At 46.2% G+C, this 20,970-nt stretch carries 13 protein-coding genes; 10 read left to right on the top strand and 3 right to left on the bottom strand.

What is annotated here, in order from left to right; translation table 11 throughout:
* Positions 1–122 precede the first annotated feature (122 nt).
* The 5 genes from ACWJAO_RS10040 to lgt all read left to right on the top strand — a co-directional run bounded on the left by ACWJAO_RS10040 (position 123) and on the right by lgt (position 8,446).
* Complete coding sequence (locus ACWJAO_RS10040) at positions 123–1,193, top strand: hypothetical protein (RefSeq protein WP_449140149.1); 1,071 nt, start codon at positions 123–125, stop codon at positions 1,191–1,193.
* The gene (locus ACWJAO_RS10035) at positions 1,150–3,381 is read left to right on the top strand and encodes a hypothetical protein (RefSeq protein ID WP_449140148.1); all 2,232 of its coding nucleotides are present in this window, start codon (positions 1,150–1,152) and stop codon (positions 3,379–3,381) included. Before ACWJAO_RS10040 ends, ACWJAO_RS10035 begins: the two co-directional genes overlap by 44 nt.
* A gap of 127 nt (positions 3,382–3,508) precedes the next feature.
* Positions 3,509–6,034 (top strand): DEAD/DEAH box helicase, encoded by a 2,526-nt coding sequence (locus tag ACWJAO_RS10030; protein WP_449140147.1) that lies wholly within the window; start codon positions 3,509–3,511, stop codon positions 6,032–6,034.
* Positions 6,035–6,460: 426 nt separating this feature from the next.
* Entirely contained in the window at positions 6,461–7,564 is a 1,104-nt protein-coding gene (ychF, locus tag ACWJAO_RS10025; protein WP_153138311.1) for a redox-regulated ATPase YchF, read from the top strand.
* Positions 7,565–7,582: 18 nt separating this feature from the next.
* Entirely contained in the window at positions 7,583–8,446 is an 864-nt protein-coding gene (gene lgt / locus ACWJAO_RS10020) for a prolipoprotein diacylglyceryl transferase (protein WP_449140146.1), read from the top strand.
* Between the two features lie 76 nt (positions 8,447–8,522).
* On the opposite strand, the gene mutS is transcribed toward lgt, so the two are convergent.
* Complete coding sequence (mutS, locus tag ACWJAO_RS10015) at positions 8,523–11,186, bottom strand: DNA mismatch repair protein MutS (RefSeq protein ID WP_449140145.1); 2,664 nt, start codon at positions 11,184–11,186, stop codon at positions 8,523–8,525.
* 359 nt (positions 11,187–11,545) lie between these two features.
* Here mutS and ACWJAO_RS10010 point away from each other — a divergent pair, with 359 nt between their 5' ends.
* The gene (locus ACWJAO_RS10010) at positions 11,546–13,408 is read left to right on the top strand and encodes a calcineurin-like phosphoesterase C-terminal domain-containing protein (protein ID WP_449140144.1); all 1,863 of its coding nucleotides are present in this window, start codon (positions 11,546–11,548) and stop codon (positions 13,406–13,408) included.
* A 47-nt stretch (positions 13,409–13,455) separates the two neighbouring features.
* Here the strand turns inward: ACWJAO_RS10010 and cysS are convergent, their stop codons facing one another.
* Entirely contained in the window at positions 13,456–14,946 is a 1,491-nt protein-coding gene (gene cysS / locus ACWJAO_RS10005; protein WP_153124890.1) for a cysteine--tRNA ligase, read from the bottom strand.
* Positions 14,947–15,395: 449 nt separating this feature from the next.
* On the opposite strand from cysS, the gene ACWJAO_RS10000 reads away from it, so the two are divergent.
* The 3 genes from ACWJAO_RS10000 (at position 15,396) to ACWJAO_RS09990 (ending at position 18,035) form a co-directional block, all read left to right on the top strand.
* Entirely contained in the window at positions 15,396–15,659 is a 264-nt protein-coding gene (locus ACWJAO_RS10000) for a nucleotidyltransferase family protein (protein WP_449140143.1), read from the top strand.
* Complete coding sequence (locus ACWJAO_RS09995) at positions 15,643–16,011, top strand: HepT-like ribonuclease domain-containing protein (RefSeq protein ID WP_449140142.1); 369 nt, start codon at positions 15,643–15,645, stop codon at positions 16,009–16,011. The genes ACWJAO_RS10000 and ACWJAO_RS09995 overlap by 17 nt, the downstream gene beginning before the upstream one ends.
* Positions 16,012–16,529: 518 nt before the next feature.
* Positions 16,530–18,035 (top strand): acetyl-CoA hydrolase/transferase C-terminal domain-containing protein, encoded by a 1,506-nt coding sequence (locus ACWJAO_RS09990; RefSeq protein WP_449140141.1) that lies wholly within the window; start codon positions 16,530–16,532, stop codon positions 18,033–18,035.
* Positions 18,036–18,903: 868 nt separating this feature from the next.
* On the opposite strand, the gene ACWJAO_RS09985 is transcribed toward ACWJAO_RS09990, so the two are convergent.
* A complete protein-coding gene (locus tag ACWJAO_RS09985; RefSeq protein ID WP_449140140.1) occupies positions 18,904–20,163 on the bottom strand; it encodes an ATP-binding protein in 1,260 nt (419 codons plus the stop codon).
* A gap of 365 nt (positions 20,164–20,528) precedes the next feature.
* On the opposite strand from ACWJAO_RS09985, the gene ACWJAO_RS09980 reads away from it, so the two are divergent.
* The coding region (locus ACWJAO_RS09980) for an Rpn family recombination-promoting nuclease/putative transposase (RefSeq protein WP_449140139.1) at positions 20,529–20,970 on the top strand (442 nt) is incomplete at its 3' end.

The following is a 20,970-nucleotide window of genomic DNA, read 5'->3' as shown; positions in this document are numbered from 1 at the left end:
AAGGTCTCATGCTGTTTTCCCAACGTAGGGAATATGACATGAGACCTTTTTAACTTTATTTACATCTCATTTCTTACCACATTCGCCAGAAAATATCTATCTTTGCCGACAAAACGCTATAGATGATGAGAAGAATATGGAATAATCTTACATCAATATCCTTGCTGCCAGCATTATTCACCTGCATCTGTCAGATTTCCTGTTCACAAGATAAAGCAGCAGAAACCCTGCGCTCCGCCTACTATTGGAGTACAACATGGCAGATGGACAGCAGCAAGATGAACTTCATCCAGAAACACCATATCAAGCGACTCTACGTTAGATTCTTTGATGTGGTAAGGGATGCTGATGGAGAAATCATGCCCAATGCTACCCTGCAATTTGATACAACCGAAGAGAATATGACAGCCGAAGAAAAGGAGAAAGAATCTCTGATGCCGAAAGGAATGGAGATTATCCCCGTTGTCTATATCGTGAACGACTGTTTTAAAGCAAATACCAAGACGATTCCTAACAGCAGCGACAAGTCGGACAGGAAATCTTCAGATGAAACACCCCGGCAACTCGCAGATAAGATTCTGAACCGCATCCTTCAGATGAACGAAGCCAATGACATTGAGAACGTAAAAGAGATTCAGATAGACTGCGACTGGACAGCATCAACGCAAGAAGCTTATTTTGAATTCCTCCATTATTTAAAGGAGAAAGCCAAAGACAAGCAGATACAGCTGTCAGCCACCATCCGGTTACACCAGCTCTCGATGCCCCCACCCCCTGTGGATAGAGGCATCCTGATGATGTATAATACGGGCGATGTAAAACAGCTAAGCTGCCAAAAGCCGATACTCGACATGAAGGATGTGGCTCCTTACATCCAGCATCTGAGCAATTATCCGTTACCACTTTCTGCCGCCTATCCACTCTTCAGTTGGCGAGTTCTCTTTAGAGAAGGAAAATTCGTAGGCATCATGCATGCAGATGATGATTTCCCCGTATTGCCAAGCGACAGCATCATAGTAAGAAAACCCGAAATGAGCGACATCATGGAAGCCGTAAGAAGCATCAATCACCAGAATGAAGACATCAACAGCGAGGTCATTCTCTTCGACCTCAACACCGATAATATCAACCGATTTAACTCAGAAGATTATGAAAAGATTTTTAATCATAGGAGTGATGGCAGCAGCATTTAGCACCCACGCCAACGCCTGCGTTGCCGAATACTCAGATCACAACTACTATATGTTCAGCGTGTTCAATCGCGACCAGACTTCGCCGGCGTATCTCTACGACATCGCCAGCTACTGGCAGAAGTATGCCGGCAATACATCTTCCACCAACTTATCCTTCTACAGATGGAACAAGGAGGATATTCAGAAAGTAGCCCAAAGTAAGAAAGATGCAGGAATGCTTTCTTACCTGAGAAGCCTGAATGCCTACCTGGATGACTGCGAGAAACTGAATCCCAATGCCTGGAACTACGCCTCGAAGCAAGAACGACTGCAGATACAGCAATCGCTGACCCAGCTCAACAATGTCGCAAAAATTTATAAAGGCACCCAACTCAAGAGTCAGTATGCCCTGCTCCGTATGCGTACCAACATGATGAAGGGATTCCACCAGCAGAACATCACCTATTGGAATGCCATTGCCTCCCGACTTCCCAAGTCACCATGGCGGGAAGCAATGCGCAACATTTATGCCAGAGCTTTGTGGAAAACAGGGAAACATCAGCAGGCACTCGAAATCTATGCCGAACAGGGAGATATGGCAAGCATCAGAGTGCTCGCCCGAAACTATCGTAATCTTGCGGGCATCCAGAGCATTTATCTCAAGAACCCGAACTCGGCAATGCTCACCTATCTGGTGCAGGATTTCGTGAACAACTGTCAGCAGACGATAGACAGCCGCAACCAGAACCCAATAGACAAGGAATGGATTGAGGAAATAGGCGCCAAGATTATCTATCAGAAAGAGGCTCTCAGCTTCATCACTTTCGTCAACAAGGTCATCGCAGAAGGCAAGACACAGAATCCTTGCCTGTGGCGTTCTGCCACCGCCATGCTCCATTACCTTTATGGTTACCAGCAAGAAGCTTGGAAGGAAAGCACCGAAGCCATCAAGCTAGATGGCACGCAGCGAATGAAAGATAATGCAAGAGCCATCCGACTCCTGGTTTCTACCCGAAATGCACAGGTGGATAGCGATTACCCACAATATCTGGTTGGCGAATTCAAATGGCTCAACGAAATGGCGAAGGGAGAAAACCCAAGAGCGAAGGGAGAAAACCCAAGAGCGAAGGGAGAAAGCCAGAAAAAGGATGATTTCACCAATCCCGACATTCACTATGTAGAGGTGAAGGAGCGTGTGGCTTACCGCGCCCTGTACAATCGGTTCAAGACGATGGCAGATAAGGCGAAAAAGGAAAACCGGCAGGAAGCCGGCAGAGATTACGAAAGCATGGCTACGGCGATGTATGGCATGATGGATGCCTACATGCGAACCTTCTACAAGGAGCAACAGGATGAAGAATACATCAGCCGATACCGTTATTCTTCAGAATACGCCCTTCGTCTCGATTCTCTCTCTGCACAGCAACTTGCTGATTACTATCGCTTCATCACCGCTCAGCATCAGGATGCCTTTCAGCAATACGTCTGCCAGTCGCTCTATCGCAATGCCGATTTCTTCAAGGACATGATAGGCACCAAGTATCTTGCCGAGGGTAACTTTGGCGAAGCTGTCCGCTGGCAGAAGGATGTATCCTTGAAGTTCATCAACAACCAGGCCATCAGTTTCTATGCCGAGAAGCGCAGCTATGCTGTGCCTTACTGGTTCAACCACCAGAAGGTGAATGATTCGGATATGTGGAGCATCCAGGGCAGTTATGCCCACCTGAAGGAGAACCCTAAGTGGAAATTCTGCCAGGAGATGAACCAGCTCATCAGTCAATACAATGTGGCTCGCGAGGGCGAAGTCAGAGAAAAGCTTGCCTATGAGCTTGCCACCCGCTATTACCAGGCATCCTGCTATGGCGACTGCTGGTATCTTACCCACTATGGCAAGAGCGTAGCTGATAGTGCCCGCACAGGCGAAGCCGATTTCGCAGCTATCGCTCAGAAATATCTAAAGGTAAGCAAGCAAAGCAGCAACCTTACGCTTCGTTATCATTCGCTCTATGCCCTCTCATCCATCGGCATCGATCCATGGTTTAAGATAACATACGATGCCAACTGGAACGAGCAGAAGCTTCTACAGTCACAATCCGCTCAATATCAGGCGATGATAGAATGGAGCCAATTCAGCCGTCAACATCCGGAAATCGTGGATAGCTACACCACCCGATGTGATGTATTGAAGCAATTCGAAAAGAATCTCTAAAAAATGCTATCATAAAGGCATCCACTACCCCTGTGGATGCCTTTTTTAGTTAATTTTCCACGATTTCTTTGTATCTTTCATTTATAATGTGTAACTTTGTATCCAATATATTTAAAGTAATACACCAATGGCAAAGAACAATAAGCAGACAGCTGGTCAAGACGGCAACAGCACCAAAAAGACCACCAAGAAGAAAGTCAAGGTTTCGCATATCGTGAAACCAGAAAATATGACTTTGAAGGAATGGCAAATCAAACTGCGCAAGCAGGTGACCGATATCGAGCACTTCGATATCAGTTGTGTTGATGATGCCCTTTGCCCTGGAGAGTACATCGTTCGCAACCCTGAAAAGAACAACGAATATAAGGTGGTGTATCGTGGAGCCAACAGTGAATGGAATTATTGTTCCTGCATGGATTTCAAGACTTCGAGACTCGGCACTTGCAAACATATCGAAGCCGTCAAGAAATGGTTTGGCGGAAAGAGGGGCGTGCATGTGCATCGGGAATTGCCACCTTATACTTCTGTCTATCTTTCCTATCGGGATGAGCGATGCGTAAAGATTCGTATCGGCTCAGACAACAAGGAGGCATACGAACAGTTAGCCAAGGATTACTTTGACAAGAACCACGTCTTGAAGAAGTCAGCCTATGCCCGCATTGGCTCTTTCTTGAAACAAGCTCGCCAAATCAGCGATACATTCAGATGCTATAAAGATGCCATTGACTTTATCATCGATATTCGCGAAAAAGCGAAAAGAAAGAAGATTGTGAAGACATACGATGATGAAAAACTCGACAATCTCCTGAAAGTAAACCTCTATCCTTACCAGAAAGAGGGCATCCGCTTTGCTGCAAAGGCAGGAAAGGCTATCATTGCCGACGAGATGGGTCTCGGAAAGACAATCCAAGCTATCGGTACTGCCGAACTGTTACGCAAGGAAGGTCTTATTGGCTCTGTACTCATCCTCTGCCCAACCTCGCTCAAATACCAGTGGCGAAGTGAAATCAAGAAGTTTACTGATGCCGAAGTCTTCGTCATAGAGGGAAGTCATCTCAAGAGAAAGGAAGCGTACAATCGCCCGGAACCTTACAAGATTATTTCCTATAATAGTGCCGCCAATGACATCAAGATACTCGGCAGTTTGCAAACCGATATGCTCATCATGGACGAGGTGCAGCGCCTGAAAAACTGGAACACGCAGATTTCCCGTGCGGCAAGAAAGATAGAATCAGATTACTCCGTAATTCTATCCGGTACCCCATTGGAGAACAAGCTCGACGAACTCTACTCTATCGTGGAGTTTGTTGATAATTTCCGCCTTGCCCCTTACTACCTCTTCAAAGACAAGCATATCATTACTGATGAAACAGGAAAAGTACTAGGTTATAAGAACTTAAACGATATTGGCAAGAAGTTGGGCGATATCCTCATTCGTCGTCGCAAGAAGGATGTGAAACTTCAGATGCCTGAGCGTTCAGACAAGAACCTTTTCATCCCGATGACCAACGAGCAGATGGAGATGCATCAGGAGTGGCAGAACCAGGTACGTATCCTAGTTCTGAAATGGCGCAGGATGCATTTCCTGTCCGATAAAGACCGCAAGCGTCTCCTGCTCTTCCTCTCACAGATGCGCATGGTATGTGACAGCAGTTATATCCTCGACCAAAATACGAGATACGATACCAAGGTGGATGAATGCGTGAACATCATCAACGACATCATCAGCGAGGAAGGTGAAAAGGTTGTGGTATTCAGTCAGTGGGAACGCATGACCCGCCTCATCGCCAAGGAACTGGAGAAAAAGGAAATAGGCTTTGAATATCTACACGGTGGCGTGCCATCCGAAAAGCGCAAAAATCTGGTAGATAATTTCATGAACGAACCATCGAGCCGGGTTTTCCTCTCTACCGATGCCGGAAGCACAGGCCTGAACCTGCAGTCAGCCGCAACCATCATCAACATCGATTTGCCTTGGAATCCTGCCGTTCTCGAACAGCGTATCGGTCGCATCTATCGCCTTGGGCAGGAGAACAACATCCAGGTTATCAATCTTGTAACACCAGATTCCATTGAACAGGAAATGCTCAGTAAATTGCGTTTCAAGACCTCCATGTTTGAGGGCGTTCTAGATGATGGCGAAGATTCCGTATTCATCACAGATGATAAGTTCAGCAAGATGATGGAGACTGTAAGCGGTATGGTAGAAGAGAATGAAGAAACAGAGAAAGTCAAGAAAGTCAAGGATACTGATACCGTTAATGATTCCGAAGGTCAGACAGAAAAGCCAAAAGCCGAGGAAAGCTTTGCAACTATCAATCCTAAGGATTTGGAAACAGACAAGGCTCGCGACGAACATAAATCTGACGAGAATAAAGAAGAGGTTTCTATCCAACAGCAAACGAATTCATCTTCGAACAGAGAATCCGTCACTAATCGCTCAAGTCAGCCAAAGGATTTGGTAGCCCAAGGAATATCTTTCCTCTCAGGCTTAGCCGAAACATTAAAGTCGCCAGAAGCCACTGCCCAGCTGGTTGATTCCATCGTTGAGCAAGACGAGCAGACAGGAGCGACCTCCATCAAGATACCTGTGGAGAGCAAAGAGACTGTCTCTAATCTCTTGAATCTCATAGGGAAACTATTCGCAAAATAAACTCTATATTATTCAATCATTTTGCTGATGTCAGCAAAATGATCACCATAGTTCTAAGAAATTCATCGCACAACAACTGAACTACGCCCGCACATCAGCTGTTATGCATGCGCACAACAGGTGATGTGCAATCGCACAACAGTTGTTGTGCGGTTGCAGAAGGTATCTCTTCCAGCAATTTATCCTATCTCTTCCAACAACTTATCCTATATATCCCAAAGACTTATGTAATATTTTTCAGGCACCTCTCCCGTATATTCCAACGTCTTCACCTATATCGTTGCGCTTCCTCAAGCGTTTCTGTCGGTTTACCATCGTTGATTCTTCCGCACATCTATGATTTTTAGTTAATTTTCCACGATTTCTTCGTATCTTTCATTTATAATGTGTAACTTTGCACCGGAAATTTAAACGTTTAAAGATAAAATGGCATTAAAATGTGGTATTGTAGGCCTCCCAAACGTGGGTAAGTCTACACTGTTCAACTGTCTGTCTAGTGCAAAGGCACAGGCAGCTAACTTCCCTTTCTGTACTATCGAACCAAACTTGGGCGTCATCACCGTACCTGATGAGCGACTCAACAAGTTGGCCGAGATTGTTCACCCAGGACGCATCGTCCCAGCTACTTGCGAAATCGTGGATATCGCAGGTCTCGTTAAGGGTGCCAGCAAGGGCGAAGGTCTTGGTAATAAATTCTTGGGAAATATCCGTGAGTGCGATGCTATCATCCACGTAATCCGCTGCTTCGACGATGACAACATCGTGCGCGAAGGTGGCGCTAAGGTTGACCCTCTGGAGGATAAGAGCGTTATCGATACAGAGTTGCAGCTCAAGGACCTGGAAACTATCGAATCTCAGCTCGCCAAGCAGAAGAAAACTGCTGCTGCAGGCAACAAGGATGCTAAGACGATGGTTACCGTTCTGGAGGCTTACAAGGCCGAATTGGAGCAGGGAAGGAACGCCCGTGGCGTAACTTTCGAAAGCAAGGAAGAGCAGAAGGTGGCTCACGACCTCTTCCTCCTCACTACCAAGCCAGTACTCTATGTTGCCAATGTTGACGAGGCTTCTGCCAAGACCGGCAACGAGTATAGCAAGAAGGTAGAGGAAATCGCCAAGGAAGAAGGTGCTGAGTGCATGGTCATCGCTGCCAAGACAGAGGAAGACATCGCATCGCTCGAAACCTACGAGGACAAACTGATGTTCCTCGAAGAACTCGGACTGGAAGAGAGCGGCGTAAACCGACTCATCAAGAAGGCATACGCCCTGCTGAACCTCGAAACATTCATCACTGCTGGTGAGATGGAGGTAAAGGCATGGACCTATCACAAGGGCTGGAAGGCTCCTCAGTGTGCCGGCGTCATCCACACCGACTTCGAGAAGGGATTCATCCGTGCAGAGGTTATCAAATATGATGACTATATCAAGTATGGCTCTGAAGCTGCTGTACGCGAGGCAGGCAAGCTCGGCATCGAGGGTAAGGAATACGTCGTACAGGATGGCGACATCATGCACTTCCGCTTCAATGTATAATCCTATTCTTCTACGGTTATGATAGCAAATCTGCTTAACTATATCGTATGGGACCCGGATCCTATTCTGGCTCATCTGGGTCCTATGACCATCCGCTACTACTCCACCTGCTGGATGATTGGTCTGCTGCTGGGCTATCTGCTCATGAGCAAGCTCTACAAGCAGCAGGGGCTCTCAGATGAGAAGTTCTCCCCACTGTTTCTCTACATCTTCTTCGGTGTACTGATAGGTGGCCGTTTGGGACATTGCATCTTCTATCAGCCGGAATATTTCCTCACCCAGTGGGATCACTTCATCGAGATGCTGATACCTGTTCACCACATGCCAGACGGCAGCTGGAAGTTTACGGGTTATGAGGGACTGGCGAGCCACGGAGGCGTATTCGGCATGTTCATCGGCATCTGGCTCTATTGCCGCAACATGAAGGTGAGCGGCTGGGTAGTGCTCGATAATATGGGTATCTGCTCAGGCATTACAGCCACCTTCATCCGTTTGGGCAATCTGATGAATTCAGAGATTATCGGCAAGGTAACCGATGTGCCTTGGGCGTTTATCTTCGTTCGCGAAGACCAGTATCCACGCCATCCGGGTCAGCTCTACGAGGCTTTGGCATATTTCTGCTTCTTCCTCCTCATCCTCTTCATCTACAAGAAGAGAGGACCTAAGAGCGTTGGCACCGGTTTCTATTTCGGTCTATGCCTTACCCTCATCTTCACCTTCCGTTTCTTCATCGAATATACGAAGGAGATCCAGGTGGCATTCGAGGCTGGTCTGCCTATGGATATGGGACAGATATTGAGCATTCCGCTCATCATCGCCGGTGTATGGAGCATCGCTTCCAGCACAAAGAGAGCGAAAGAAAAGAACGTAGAGGCAAAATAATATTTGACCGTTTATTTTTATCAAAAAATCCCTCCTCGTGCAACAGCATCTGCTGCCACGGGGAGGGATTTATATTTTATCTTCCCAGCAGAATCTTCTTGATGTCATTGAGTTTGTTCAATGCCTCTACCGGAGTAAGATTGTTCACATCTAACCCGAGTATTTCATCACGTATCTGCGTCAGTACAGGATCATCGAGCTGGAAGAAACTGAGCTGCACACCATCCTTAGGTTCATCGATATGCTGAACGTTCGGTTTACCGGCACCGCCTACCCCGGCATTGTCATCCTCCAACTGCTTGAGAATCACATTGGCACGGTTCACGATGCTGCGAGGCATACCGGCAATCTCTGCCACATGGATACCGAAAGAGTGCTCACTGCCTCCCGGTTCCAGTTTACGCAGGAAGATTACCTTTCCGTCCACCTCTCTCACACTCACATTGAAGTTCTTGATGCGAGGGAAGTTCTTCTCCATCTCGTTCAACTCATGATAGTGGGTAGCAAAGAGCGTACGTGCTTGCGCCTTCTTATATTCGTGCAGATATTCCACGATAGCCCAGGCGATGGAAATACCGTCGTAGGTAGATGTACCTCTTCCCAGCTCATCAAAGAGCACCAGCGAGCGCGGAGAAACGTTGTTCAGGATGTTCGCCGCCTCGGTCATCTCTACCATGAAGGTTGATTCGCCGAGCGATATATTGTCGCTTGCACCTACACGGGTGAAGATTTTATCCACCAGTCCCACTCTAGCGCTCTCTGCGGGCACGAAACAGCCTACCTGTGCCAGCAGCACGATAAGGGCAGTCTGGCGCAGCAGAGCCGATTTACCAGCCATGTTAGGACCTGTAATCATCATGATCTGCTGTTTCTCGGTATCGAGCAGCACATCGTTAGGTACATAGCGTTCGCCCAGCGGCAGTTGGGTTTCAATCACCGGATGCCTGCCCTGCTTGATGTCGAGCACCTCAGAATCATCGATGATAGGGCGCACGTAGCGGTTCTCGTCAGATGTCTTGGCGAATGACAAAAGACAGTCCATACGGGCGATGAGGTTGGCATTGATCTGTATCTGAGGAATATACTCTTGCATGGCAGCTATCAGTTCGTTGAAGAGCTGCGCTTCCAATACCAGAATCTTCTCATCAGCACCGAGAATCTTTTCCTCATATTCCTTCAGTTCCTGGGTGATATAACGTTCTGCCTGAGCCAGCGTCTGCTTGCGTATCCACTCCTCAGGCACCTTGTCCTTAAAGGTATTTCTCACCTCCAAATAGTATCCGAAGACATTGTTGTAACCTACCTTCAGACTCGAGATTCCTGTCTTTTCTATCTCCCTTTCCTGTATCTTGAGCAGATAATCCTTGCCGTGGCGGCTGATGGCACGAAGGTCGTCGAGTTCGGCATTGAATCCGTCGGCTATCACGTCACCCTTATTGACCAGCTGTGGCGGATCGGGCTGTATTTCCCTGGCAATGCGGTCTTTCAGTGTCTCGCATACGTTCAGCTGCTCGCCTACCCTTTTCAGTGCCTCGTTCGTAGCATGCTGACATGCCACCTTGATAGGCTTGATGGCTTCGAGTGCATTCTTCAGCTGTACCACTTCGCGAGGTGAAACTCTGCCCACGGCTACTTTGGAGATGATACGCTCCAGATCACCGATGCGGTGCAGCTGGTCATCCAGAAGCTGTCGGAATTCCGGTTCCTTGAAGAAATATTCCACGATGTCGAGGCGCTCGTTGATAGGTTTCACGTCCTTCAACGGGAAGACCAGCCAGCGGCGGAGCATACGTCCGCCCATCGCCGTTACCGTACGGTCGATAACATTCAGGAGCGAAGAACCGTCTTCCTGCATAGGGGCAACCAGTTCCAGACTGCGGATGGTAAACCGGTCCATACGCACAAACTTATCTTCTTCGATACGTGAAAGGGCGGTGATATGATTAATCTGTGTATGCTGGGTAATCTCGAGATACTGCATGATGGCACCACTGGCTATCACGCCGTTCTTGAGATGCTCTACACCGAAACCTTTCAGAGATTTGGTCTTGAAATGTCCCAGGAGTTTCTGCAGGGCTGTCTGTTCAGTGAAAACCCAGTCGTCCAGTTCGAAGGTACAGTATTTGCTGCCGAAATATTTCTCGAAGTCGTTCTTGCGGGCACGGTCGTAGAGCACCTCTTTCGGCATGAAGTTGCCCATCAGTTTCTCTACATAGTCGTAGGTTCCCTCGCCGGTCAGGAATTCTCCGGTCGAGATATCCAGAAAGCTCACACCGCAGGCGGTCTTGCCGAAGTGTACGGCTGCCAGGAAGTTGTTCTCCTTGTAGTTCAGCACGTTATCTCCCATCGCCACACCCGGTGTAACGAGTTCGGTAATACCGCGCTTCACCATCTTGTCCATCTGGCTCAGTCCCTTCTTACCTTTTATTTCGAGTCGTTTCTTCTTCGGGTCTTCCAACTGGTCGCATACCGCCACGCGCTTTCCTGCCCTGATAAGTTTAGGCAGATAGGTGTCCAGAGCATGATGAGGGAATCCAGCCATCTCGGTCGTGCCCGTAGAACCGCCATTGTTGCGTCGGGTCAGCGTAATACCGAGTATACGGGATGCCTCCACCGCATCTTCGCAGTAAGTTTCGTAGAAGTCACCGCAACGGAAGAGCAGCAGCGCTTCGGGATGTTTCGATTTCATCTCGAAAAACTGTCTCATCATCGGTGTAAGACCTTTATTATCGTTTGCCATTATCTTTTTTCTCCTTATATTATTTCTTTTAATTTACATAGTTTCTATCTACAATACTCCTCCTTAAACCACAGCCGGTATATCGGATCAACAAAACCAAAAGCATCGTTTTGCTTTTCGATAATATCTTTGTTCTGGAGAGTTTTCCTGTTCTTGACAATCGTATTCGGATTACCAAGATTATAGATTTGTTTCACGGCTTGCGAGGAGAAATGGTGATAGATATTTTGCCATATTCCTAGTAATTTAGTACAAAGTTACAAAATATTACCCTAAGGTAAGTTACCCTAAGGTAATATTTAGAGTTTTTTAAATGAATATATGCTGCATTACCATAATAAAGCCGTACTTTTGTACTCATGAAAAAGAAACAATTATACATAGGGGTACTGACGGTTGCTTGCTGCGCGCTCGTGGCAATAGGCATCACCTTGCACTTGCTCTACCCCAAGAAACAGATACAGAACCTGGTGAAAAACCCACCGGTTCTCCGGCTCAAGCCACAGCCTGCAGATACGCTGAAGAAAAAACCTGTGAAGAAGATGGATTTCAATATCTCCGGAACGTTAAGAGATAAGGAGGGGAAGGGAGTGGCTGGCGTTATCGTGAGCGATGGATTCAACTGTGTGAAAACCGATGCGCAGGGCAGATATAAGATGAAGCGAGATAGTCTGGCCAGATTCATTTACTATTCTGTTCCAGCCGATTGCGAGGTTCCTACCCATTCTAAGACCGATCGCACGGCTTACTTCTACCAGAAGGTTTCCAAGGGGAAGAAAACCTATAACTTCACCCTCACCCGACTGCCGGGCGGCAAGGAAGTACACTATAAGATGATTGTCATCGGCGACCCACAGGTTACCAATGCCTACAGCCCTTACTATACTTCTCCCGATGATAACCCCATCAAGAAGAGTGATGTAGAAAGATTCACCACCCAGACGATGGCGGATATCAGACAGACCATCCAGAGTCTTCCAGCCGGAACTCCTGTATATGGACTCAGCATGGGTGATGATGTGCAGTATTATGGCGGTTACAACGCCAAACTGGAGCGACAGATACGTGAGGCATTGGGCTCTTCAGAGATGCGCCTCTTCTCCGTCATCGGCAATCACGACCAGGATGGCAAGGCACTCTATCGTAAGAAATGGGAGGAGAATTTCGGTCCTACCGATTTTTCCTTCAACCGTGGTGATGTGCATTATGTCTGCATCAACAACTGCTTCTTCCATCGCGGCATGTCCTATTATTCTCCTGGAGAATTACGTGAGCGCCAAGTAAAATGGCTGAAGCAGAATCTCGCCCTCACGCCAAAGGATATGAAGGTGGTACTCTGTTATCATATTCCTTTTACCTTTGGTAATGCGCCTTTCAGCAAGGCGAAGCCGCTGACCAATGTCCATGAGGAGGGACACTATTCTTCTTCTCGTCTCTCTCTCCTACTCTCTTTGCTGAAGCAGTTTAAGGGAGGATACGAACTCTTCTGCGGACATACCCATTTTGCCTGTAACCACGAAATCAAGTATGAGGGCGAGGATGTGATGGAGCATTGCCATGCTGCTGCCTGTGGCAATATATGGCAGTCGAACATCAATATCTGCGGCACCCCGAACGGATATTATGTATACAGTTTTGTGGGTACCAGCATCAGCAACTGTTATTACAAGGGAACCTACTGGGATAAGAGCAAGCAGATGACCTTGTTCCGTGCGCAGACCGATTTCAACGGCGAGAAATACGCTAGGGATTGGCAGTTGGCAAACAACAGGAATATCCTGGTAGCCAATGTCTTCAATGCTACCAGTCATTGGCGTGTAGTAGCCGTAGAGGATGGCAAGGAGTATCTGATGGGTCGCCTCAGCGGAAAGGGTCAGGATGCCTTTGCCGCCGGCTATCATCATAAATACAGCGAGAGTGTATCCTATCGTTTCGTGAGCAAGGGCAACGGTTATCTCATCATGAACCACCTATATTATTATACTCCTAGGAATCCGAATGCCCGAATCATCATCAAGGCATCCGATCCTTACGGAAATACCTATACGGCATCGAGCGATGAGGTAACGACAGAGCCTTTCGCCAACTTTGCCCATTATTACGAAAAAGAGTATAAGGAATATAAGAAAGTGAAGGATAAGATGTTGCGCGATTCCACATCTAGCAGACAGAAAGATTCACTTGCTGCAAAGAAGAAGAATTCTTCGGCAGCGCAAAAATAAAAAGAGGGTGCGTCATAAGTTGATGATGCACCCTCTTTTAAAAAATATTATTTGTTCAGTTTCCAGGTAACACCATCCTTGGTGTCCTTTACCTCGAATCCGGCTTCAGCCAGGGCATCGCGAATCTGGTCGCTGGTAGCCCAATCCTTATCAGCCTTAGCCTTGGCACGCAGGTTGAGAACCATATCTACTACCTTGCCATAAGCCTCTTCGCGGGCATCGTTGTTGGCACCCTTCTCGCTCTTCAAACCGAGCAAGTCGAAGGTGAAGAGTTGCATGGTATCTGAAAGCTCCTTCAGGTCTTCGGCAGAGATGTTTGCCTTATGGTCGAGGGCAGTATTGATGACGTGGCAAGCCTCGAAGAGATAGCTGATAACGAGCTGAGTCTGGAAGTCATCGTTCATCGCATCGTAGCAGCGCTGGCGCAATTCGCTTACAAACTTCTTCACCTGCTCATCGCTCTGCTTAGCCACAGGTACACGCTCCAGGTCGTTCAAACCGTTCATCAGGCGCTCCAATCCCTTCTGGCTAGCCTTCAAGGCATCGTTAGAGAAATCTACGGTGCTGCGGTAGTGGGCAGAGAGGATGAAGAAGCGGATGGTCATTGGCGAATAAGCCTGCTCCAAACTGTCGTGATTGCCAGTGAAGAACTGCTCCAAAGTGATGAAGTTGCCCAAACTCTTACCCATCTTCTGGCCGTTGATGGTAATCATATTGTTGTGCATCCAGTAACGAACCATCTGGTCGCCCTGAGAAGCCACAGCCTGTGCAATCTCGCACTCGTGGTGAGGGAAAATCAAATCCATGCCACCACCGTGAATGTCGAAGTGGCTGCCCAGATACTTTCTGCCCATCGCTGTACACTCGCAGTGCCATCCTGGGAATCCATCGCTCCAAGGACTAGGCCAGCGCATGATATGCTCAGGAGAAGCCTTCTTCCAGAGAGCAAAGTCAGCCTGGTTCTTCTTCTCGCCGATACCAGCCAGTTCGCGGCTCTCGTTGATGACGTTCTCCAGGTTACGGCCGGAGAGGATGCCGTACTTATGATCCTTGTTATACTTCTCGATATCGAAGTAGATAGAGCCGTTGCTCTCGTAGGCATAGCCATTGTCCAGGATTTCCTGTACCAGTTTCTCCTGTTCAATGATATGGCCTGTGGCATGAGGCTCAATGCTAGGAGGGAGTACGTTCAGCGCTTCCATGGCATCGTGGTAGCGGTTGGTATAGTACTGTGCAATCTCCATTGGCTCCAACTGTTCCAAGCGAGCCTTCTTCTCAATCTTGTCATCGCCCTCATCAGCATCGTGCTCCAGGTGACCCACGTCGGTAATGTTTCTAACGTAGCGAACCTTATAGCCCAGGTGCTTGAGATAGCGGAAGAGTATATCGAATGTGATGGCTGGTCGTGCATGACCGAGATGCGGATCGCCATACACGGTAGGGCCACAAACATACATGCCCACGTTAGGAGCGTGGAGCGGAGTGAATCTCTCTTTCGTACGAGTGAGAGTGTTGTAAATCAGTAATTTCTGTTCCATCTTGTATGAACCTTTCTTTTATATTATTTATATTTTGAGTGCAAAGTTAACTCATTTTTCTGACATATCCGACAAATCATTCGCAAAATGTTATTAAATGCCCCGAAAATATCAATGGAACAGATCTTCCATGGTCAATTCTCTCTGTATGATGCCGCTATATTTGGCTGCAAATATATAAAAATACCACTTAAAGCCAAACGAATGGGCAAGAAAGTGGCTCTAAGTGGTAATTTTAACATATTTAGAGCCAAAATGGTATTGCAAGAGTACAACTTTTATTCGAAAGTAGAGCCATTTAAGATGATATTTTTTAGGTAGGCTTGCACTTTTAGGCAGGAATGTTTGGAGATAAAAAATAAAAGGTGTATATTTGCAGCGTGATTACTATTTAAAAAGAGGAGGTAAATATGGATAGATATCAAATTATACGTATAATCCATGACTATATGTCTAGGAAGCCTGTGTTGAAGGCATGGATTTTTGGGTCTTTTGCTCGTGGTGAAGAAAGGGCTCAGAGCGATATAGATATTCTCTTTGTCCCCGATTTTGAGCATGGTTCATTTACTTTGCTTACCCATGGAGGAATGTATGAGGATTTGAAGCAATTGCTAGGTCGTGAAGTTGACTTGGTAGTTGATGGCTCTTTGCGTCCGTATGCTCAGGAGAGTGTGGAACGAGATAAAATCTTGGTATATGAGAGAGCTAGTTAGGGATAAAGGAAGATTGGAAGATATTGTGGAGTATTCTTCCAACGTACTCAAAATCATTGATGGGATAGATTTTGAGGAGTTTTCCTCAAATATTTTAGTCTATTTTGCAACGATGAAAAATGTAGAGATAGTAGGCGAGGCTGCTTATATGCTGACCAAGGAATTCAAGGCAAGTCACCCAGAGATTCCTTGGAAACAGGTGGAAGGTATGCGCCATGTTTTGGTGCATGGTTATTCGCAGGTGTTGCCTCGTATTCTTTGGGCAACAGCAAAGGAGAATATTCCCGAAATCAAGGCTCAAGTGGAGAAATACCTGAACGAGATAGATTGGGAACATTATTGTGGGGACTGATGAACTTGTTCTTCTATACTGATCTATATTAAGCACTTGTAGATATGAAAGAAAATAATAAATTAAAAGTAGTTCATACCACATGGGGAGAGTTCTTGAAAGAACATCCTGTAAAAGAAGTGGTGGAAATGGTAGATTGACCGAAGGGTCATGTGGCAAGGGTTATAACTGTCAATGAAATATAGCAAAAAGAGGCGTGGTTTTCGCATAATGGAACCATGCCTCTCTTTTTGCTTTTTATTGTCGGAATATTCCTATTCTTGCGCCGTCTCTTCCTGACGACAAAGATACGGCGAATTGTTGAGAGTACCAAACTTTCCGCTATCTTTTTGCATAAAGCAAGTGAATTCTGCATAACTATTCACGAATCGTAAGTATTTTAGCTATTATTTGCATAAAATTATCAAATTATTAGCTTATATCGAAAATAATGTGTAACTTTGCAGCCGCAAACAGTTATCAATTATTTAGCATGCGGCTATCAGTTCCGCTAATGAGTATTAAAAGTAAGTTAGAAAATGGCATATACAAGATTGAGTGCTGCCGAAGCGGCAGCGATGATTAACGATCAAGATACAATCGGATTGAGTGGTTTCACACCAAACGGCGTGCCTAAGGCAACCTTCCGCGAACTCTCCAAGAGAGCCGTGGCTGAGCACGAGGCGGGCAGACCTTTCCAGGTGGGCATCCTCACAGGTGCTTCTACCTCGCAGAGTATCGAAGGTGACATGGCGGCAGCCCATGCCATCAAGTTCCGTGCGCCATTTTCTACCAACAAGGACTTTAGAACTCATACCAACCTGGGCGAGATTGATTATGAGGATATGCACCTCGGCCACATGGCTGAGCGCCTGCGCCGTGGTTTCTATGGCGAAATAGACCTTGCCATCATCGAAGTTTCTGATTTGGAAGAAGGCGAAACCACCTGCAAGGCTTTTCTGACCTCTGCCGGCGGCATCGTGCCTACCATCGCCCGCCTTGCCAAGAAGGTGCTCATCGAGAAGAATACCTTCCACAGTCCTGCCTCCCGCTATCTGCACGATGTATACGAGATAGCAGAATGCCCATTCCGCACCCCTATTCCTATCATGAACGTAGGTGATAGAATCGGTAAGGAGTATGTGGAGATTGATGCTCGCAAGATTATCGGTGTGGTAGAATGCAACATCCCGGAAGAGGCTCGTGCCTTCAAGCCGCTCGACCCTGTAACCGAACAGATGGGACACAACGTGGCTGACTTTCTGGTCAGCGACCTGAAGAAGGGGCATATTCCTCCTCAGTTCCTGCCTTTGCAGAGCGGAGTGGGCGTAACTTCCAATGCTGTTCTTGAGGCATTGGGCCAGAATCCTAACGTGCCGGTATTCAGCGTTTATACCGAGGTGGTTCAGGATGCCGTAGTAAAATACATGCGTGAGGGAAGAATCAAGGATGCTTCCTGCTCTTCGCTCACCGTAACCAACGATACGCTGAAAGAGGTGTATGATGATATTGATTACTTCAAACAGCATCTCACCATCCGCCAGAGCGAGATTTCGAACTCTCCTGAGGTCATCCGCCGACTGGGTGTCATCGCCATGAACACCGCCATCGAGTGCGATATCTACGGCAATGAAAACTCCAGCCATATCTGCGGCAGCAAGCTGATGAATGGTATCGGCGGTTCCTGCGATTACGAGCGCAATGGTTTCATCTCTATCTTCACCACGCAGAGTACCACCAAGAACGGCTGCATCTCTGCCATCGTTCCGATGTGCAGTCATGTGGATAGTACAGAGCATGATGTGGATGTGATTGTCACCGAACAGGGAGTAGCCGATCTACGTGGTAAGGGTCCGTTGCGCCGTGCCAAGGAGATTATCGAAAACTGTGCGCACCCAGATTACCGTCCGATGCTCCGTGAGTATCTGAAGTTTGCCGAGAAGGGCCACGAGCCACAGAGCATGCGTGCCGCCCTCGCCATGCACGATACCTTCCTGAAGAAGGGCGACATGAGACTGACAGATTTCGGAGAATATCTGAAATAACTCAAGAAACAATACACATTTTCTAGGCGTAATGCATACGCCTAGAAAAGTTTTTTCTCTTTTTATCCCTCACATCCATCACGTTTTCCATTTCAAAAACTCTAATTATTTGATAATAAGACTGTTATATATGCTATATAGCGTGATAGATTGATAAGATATTTACAATATCCATCACGCTATCCATCACGATTTAGGGTTATCTATCACGTTTTTCTGCTTATCGTTATGCAAAAGAAACCGAATTTGTTTACGAGTAAAGCAAAATCCCTTGCCACAGGGCGAAAAGCGGGTACCACACGTATCGGTTCGTTTCACAGGATGAAACGAAGTGTTTCTCCGCTTGAAACCGTAACAGATGATAGATAATTACAAAAAAATTTGTTCATATGAAGGCTACGCTGGGTTACATATATGGCTGTGCTGGGTTAAGGATATGGCTGCGCTGGGTTATGAATATGGCTGCGCTGGGTTAAGGATATGACTGCATCGGGGTAAGGATATGACTGCGTAAGCTAACGGAGCCGTATCCGTAGGCTTATCGAGACATATGCATCAGCTAACAGAGATGTCTGAACTCGCTTACTGAACTACTTGAGTTGCTTGACTGAAGTGTGATACAGCTCCCTTTGGAAATCATTAAGAATCTGAGCAATTCATAAAAAATATAATTTTTGTGCCATATTTTTCAATTAAACGTTTATTTTTCTGCACAGATAGTCATATTTTTCGATTAAGAAGCATCCTTATGCCATATTTTTCGATTAAGAAGGCGTTTTTAAGTAATATCATCCACCCAATAGGTTTCAAGACACTATGAAGGGTCTATACACCACCTGTTCATCGTGGCATATAGCCCATTCAACATTCAACGCTCACTACTCAACCCCCATTTCCATGCTGGTCTTATCTCTATCTTGAGTCCATCACGCACAATCTCCCCCTCATCCTCGTAGGTGATTATCATGGCTCGTTTCAGAGGATACAAACCATGCAAGGCTACTAATGCTTTCACTTCCCGCTCTATGGTTTCTCCGTCGCTCATCTGATAGCTCGCCTGTACAGCCAGTCCCTCATCAGGCACATAGAAATCCACCTCTATGTTTTTATTGTAATAGTATAAGCCCTTGCCGTATTTCTTATACAATGTAATTGCGCAAAGATTCTCCAGCAAAGAGGTATTCGGATTGTTGATGAAAAGATGCAGCAGTCCATTATCCACAAAATAATGTTTTTTAATTGTTTCTTTCTCTACGAACTTGGAAACATAATTATCGATAGAAATCAACAAACATGATTCCTGCAGATAACGAACATACTCCATTACCGTTGATGGGCTACATGAAGTACCGGTTGCTTTTATCAGATTACTCAAACGGTTCAAGGAGCAGGGTTGTTTCACGCTTTCTGCCAATCTTCTTACACAAAGGCGTAAGGCATCCTCGTTCTTTACCTTGTGACGAACCACCAGGTCATTAAAGAAAATACGATTATACAAGCTGTTTAGCCATACTCTCTTTTCTTGAAAATGCACAAGCTCAGGGAACCCACCCCAATCGAAGTAGGTTCGGAAATGGCGCTGCAGTTCATTTGCTTTTCGTCCATATTGCCAATTCTTAGAAAGCAACACTCCAACAGCTTTCAGATATTCTGAAAAGCTATATGGAAACACGCTGATATCCAGGTATCTTCCTCCCAATACAGTCTCTATGTCTCGACTCAGCATTTTGGCATTGCTGCCAGTGATATAGATGCGATATTTTTGGTTGGCAAGACGGCGTGCAAAGTTTGCCCACCCTTCCACATTCTGTATCTCATCAAAAAAGAAGATGGGCTGACTGTCGTACATGCTATGATAGGCTTGCAATATAAGGTCTAAGTCTGTTACCGACATTCCCTGCAAGCGTTCATCGTCAAAGTTGATATATACAATATTTTCTATCTCAACTCCATTTGCCAGCAATTGCTGAATTCTCTGGTATAGCAAATAGGATTTTCCTGCTTGCCTTACTCCAACAAACACATAATTACCATACTCCTCCAGGTCTAGAGGACGCTGTACCAAAGGAATACGACCTATATATTCTTGGTTCTCAGCTATTATCGCTCGAAACAATTCCTTTTCCATATACTTACTTTTTGCGGCAAAAGTACAAAATTTATTCGATACCACAAAATAAAAATGGTATTTTTTATTCGGCAGCAACGAATAAAATGTTTTATTTCTTTTCGCTGATACCGAATAAAATCCATTAATAAAGCTTTTTAATAGCGTGTAGCAACATTCCTCGGCAGAGGAGATGAAGCTGCTGAAAGCGGAGATGTAGATTACAAATATCATCCTATAATCAAGGGTCTATACGCCACCTGTTCATCGTGGCATATAGACCATTCAACAATCAACATCTCTAACTTTTTCAGCAACTTTTCCCGGAAATCTCTTGCGAGTTTGAAAATAAAGTCGTAACTTTGCGGCAGAGAATTTTAAAACAGATGGTTATGAAGTACTTAGACCCTAAGGCGGACCTTACGTTCAAGAAGATATTCGGCAATCATCCTAAAAGACTGATCAGCCTTCTGAACGCCCTCCTGCCACTCAGCGAAGAGGAGCAGATACACGAAATAAAGTATCTGCCTACAGAACTTGTACCCCAGCTCGAAGGGGGCAAGAACACCATTGTGGACGTACTCTGCACAGATGCCAGAGGCAGGAAGTTCTGCGTGGAAATGCAGATGGAATGGTCTGACGCTTTCCAGCAGCGAGTACTGTTCAATGCGTCTAAGCTCTATGTGAGTCAAACTAAAAAAGGAGGAAAATACAGTGAGTTGCAACCCGTATATTCCTTGAATCTTGTGAATGATATCTTTGCGCATGATACTCCGGATTTCATCCACAACTATCGCATCGTGCATGATAAGGACAGCAGCAAGGTAA

The organism is Segatella sp., assembly GCF_977051555.1.
This window is presented reverse-complemented; position numbering and strand designations above follow the sequence as displayed.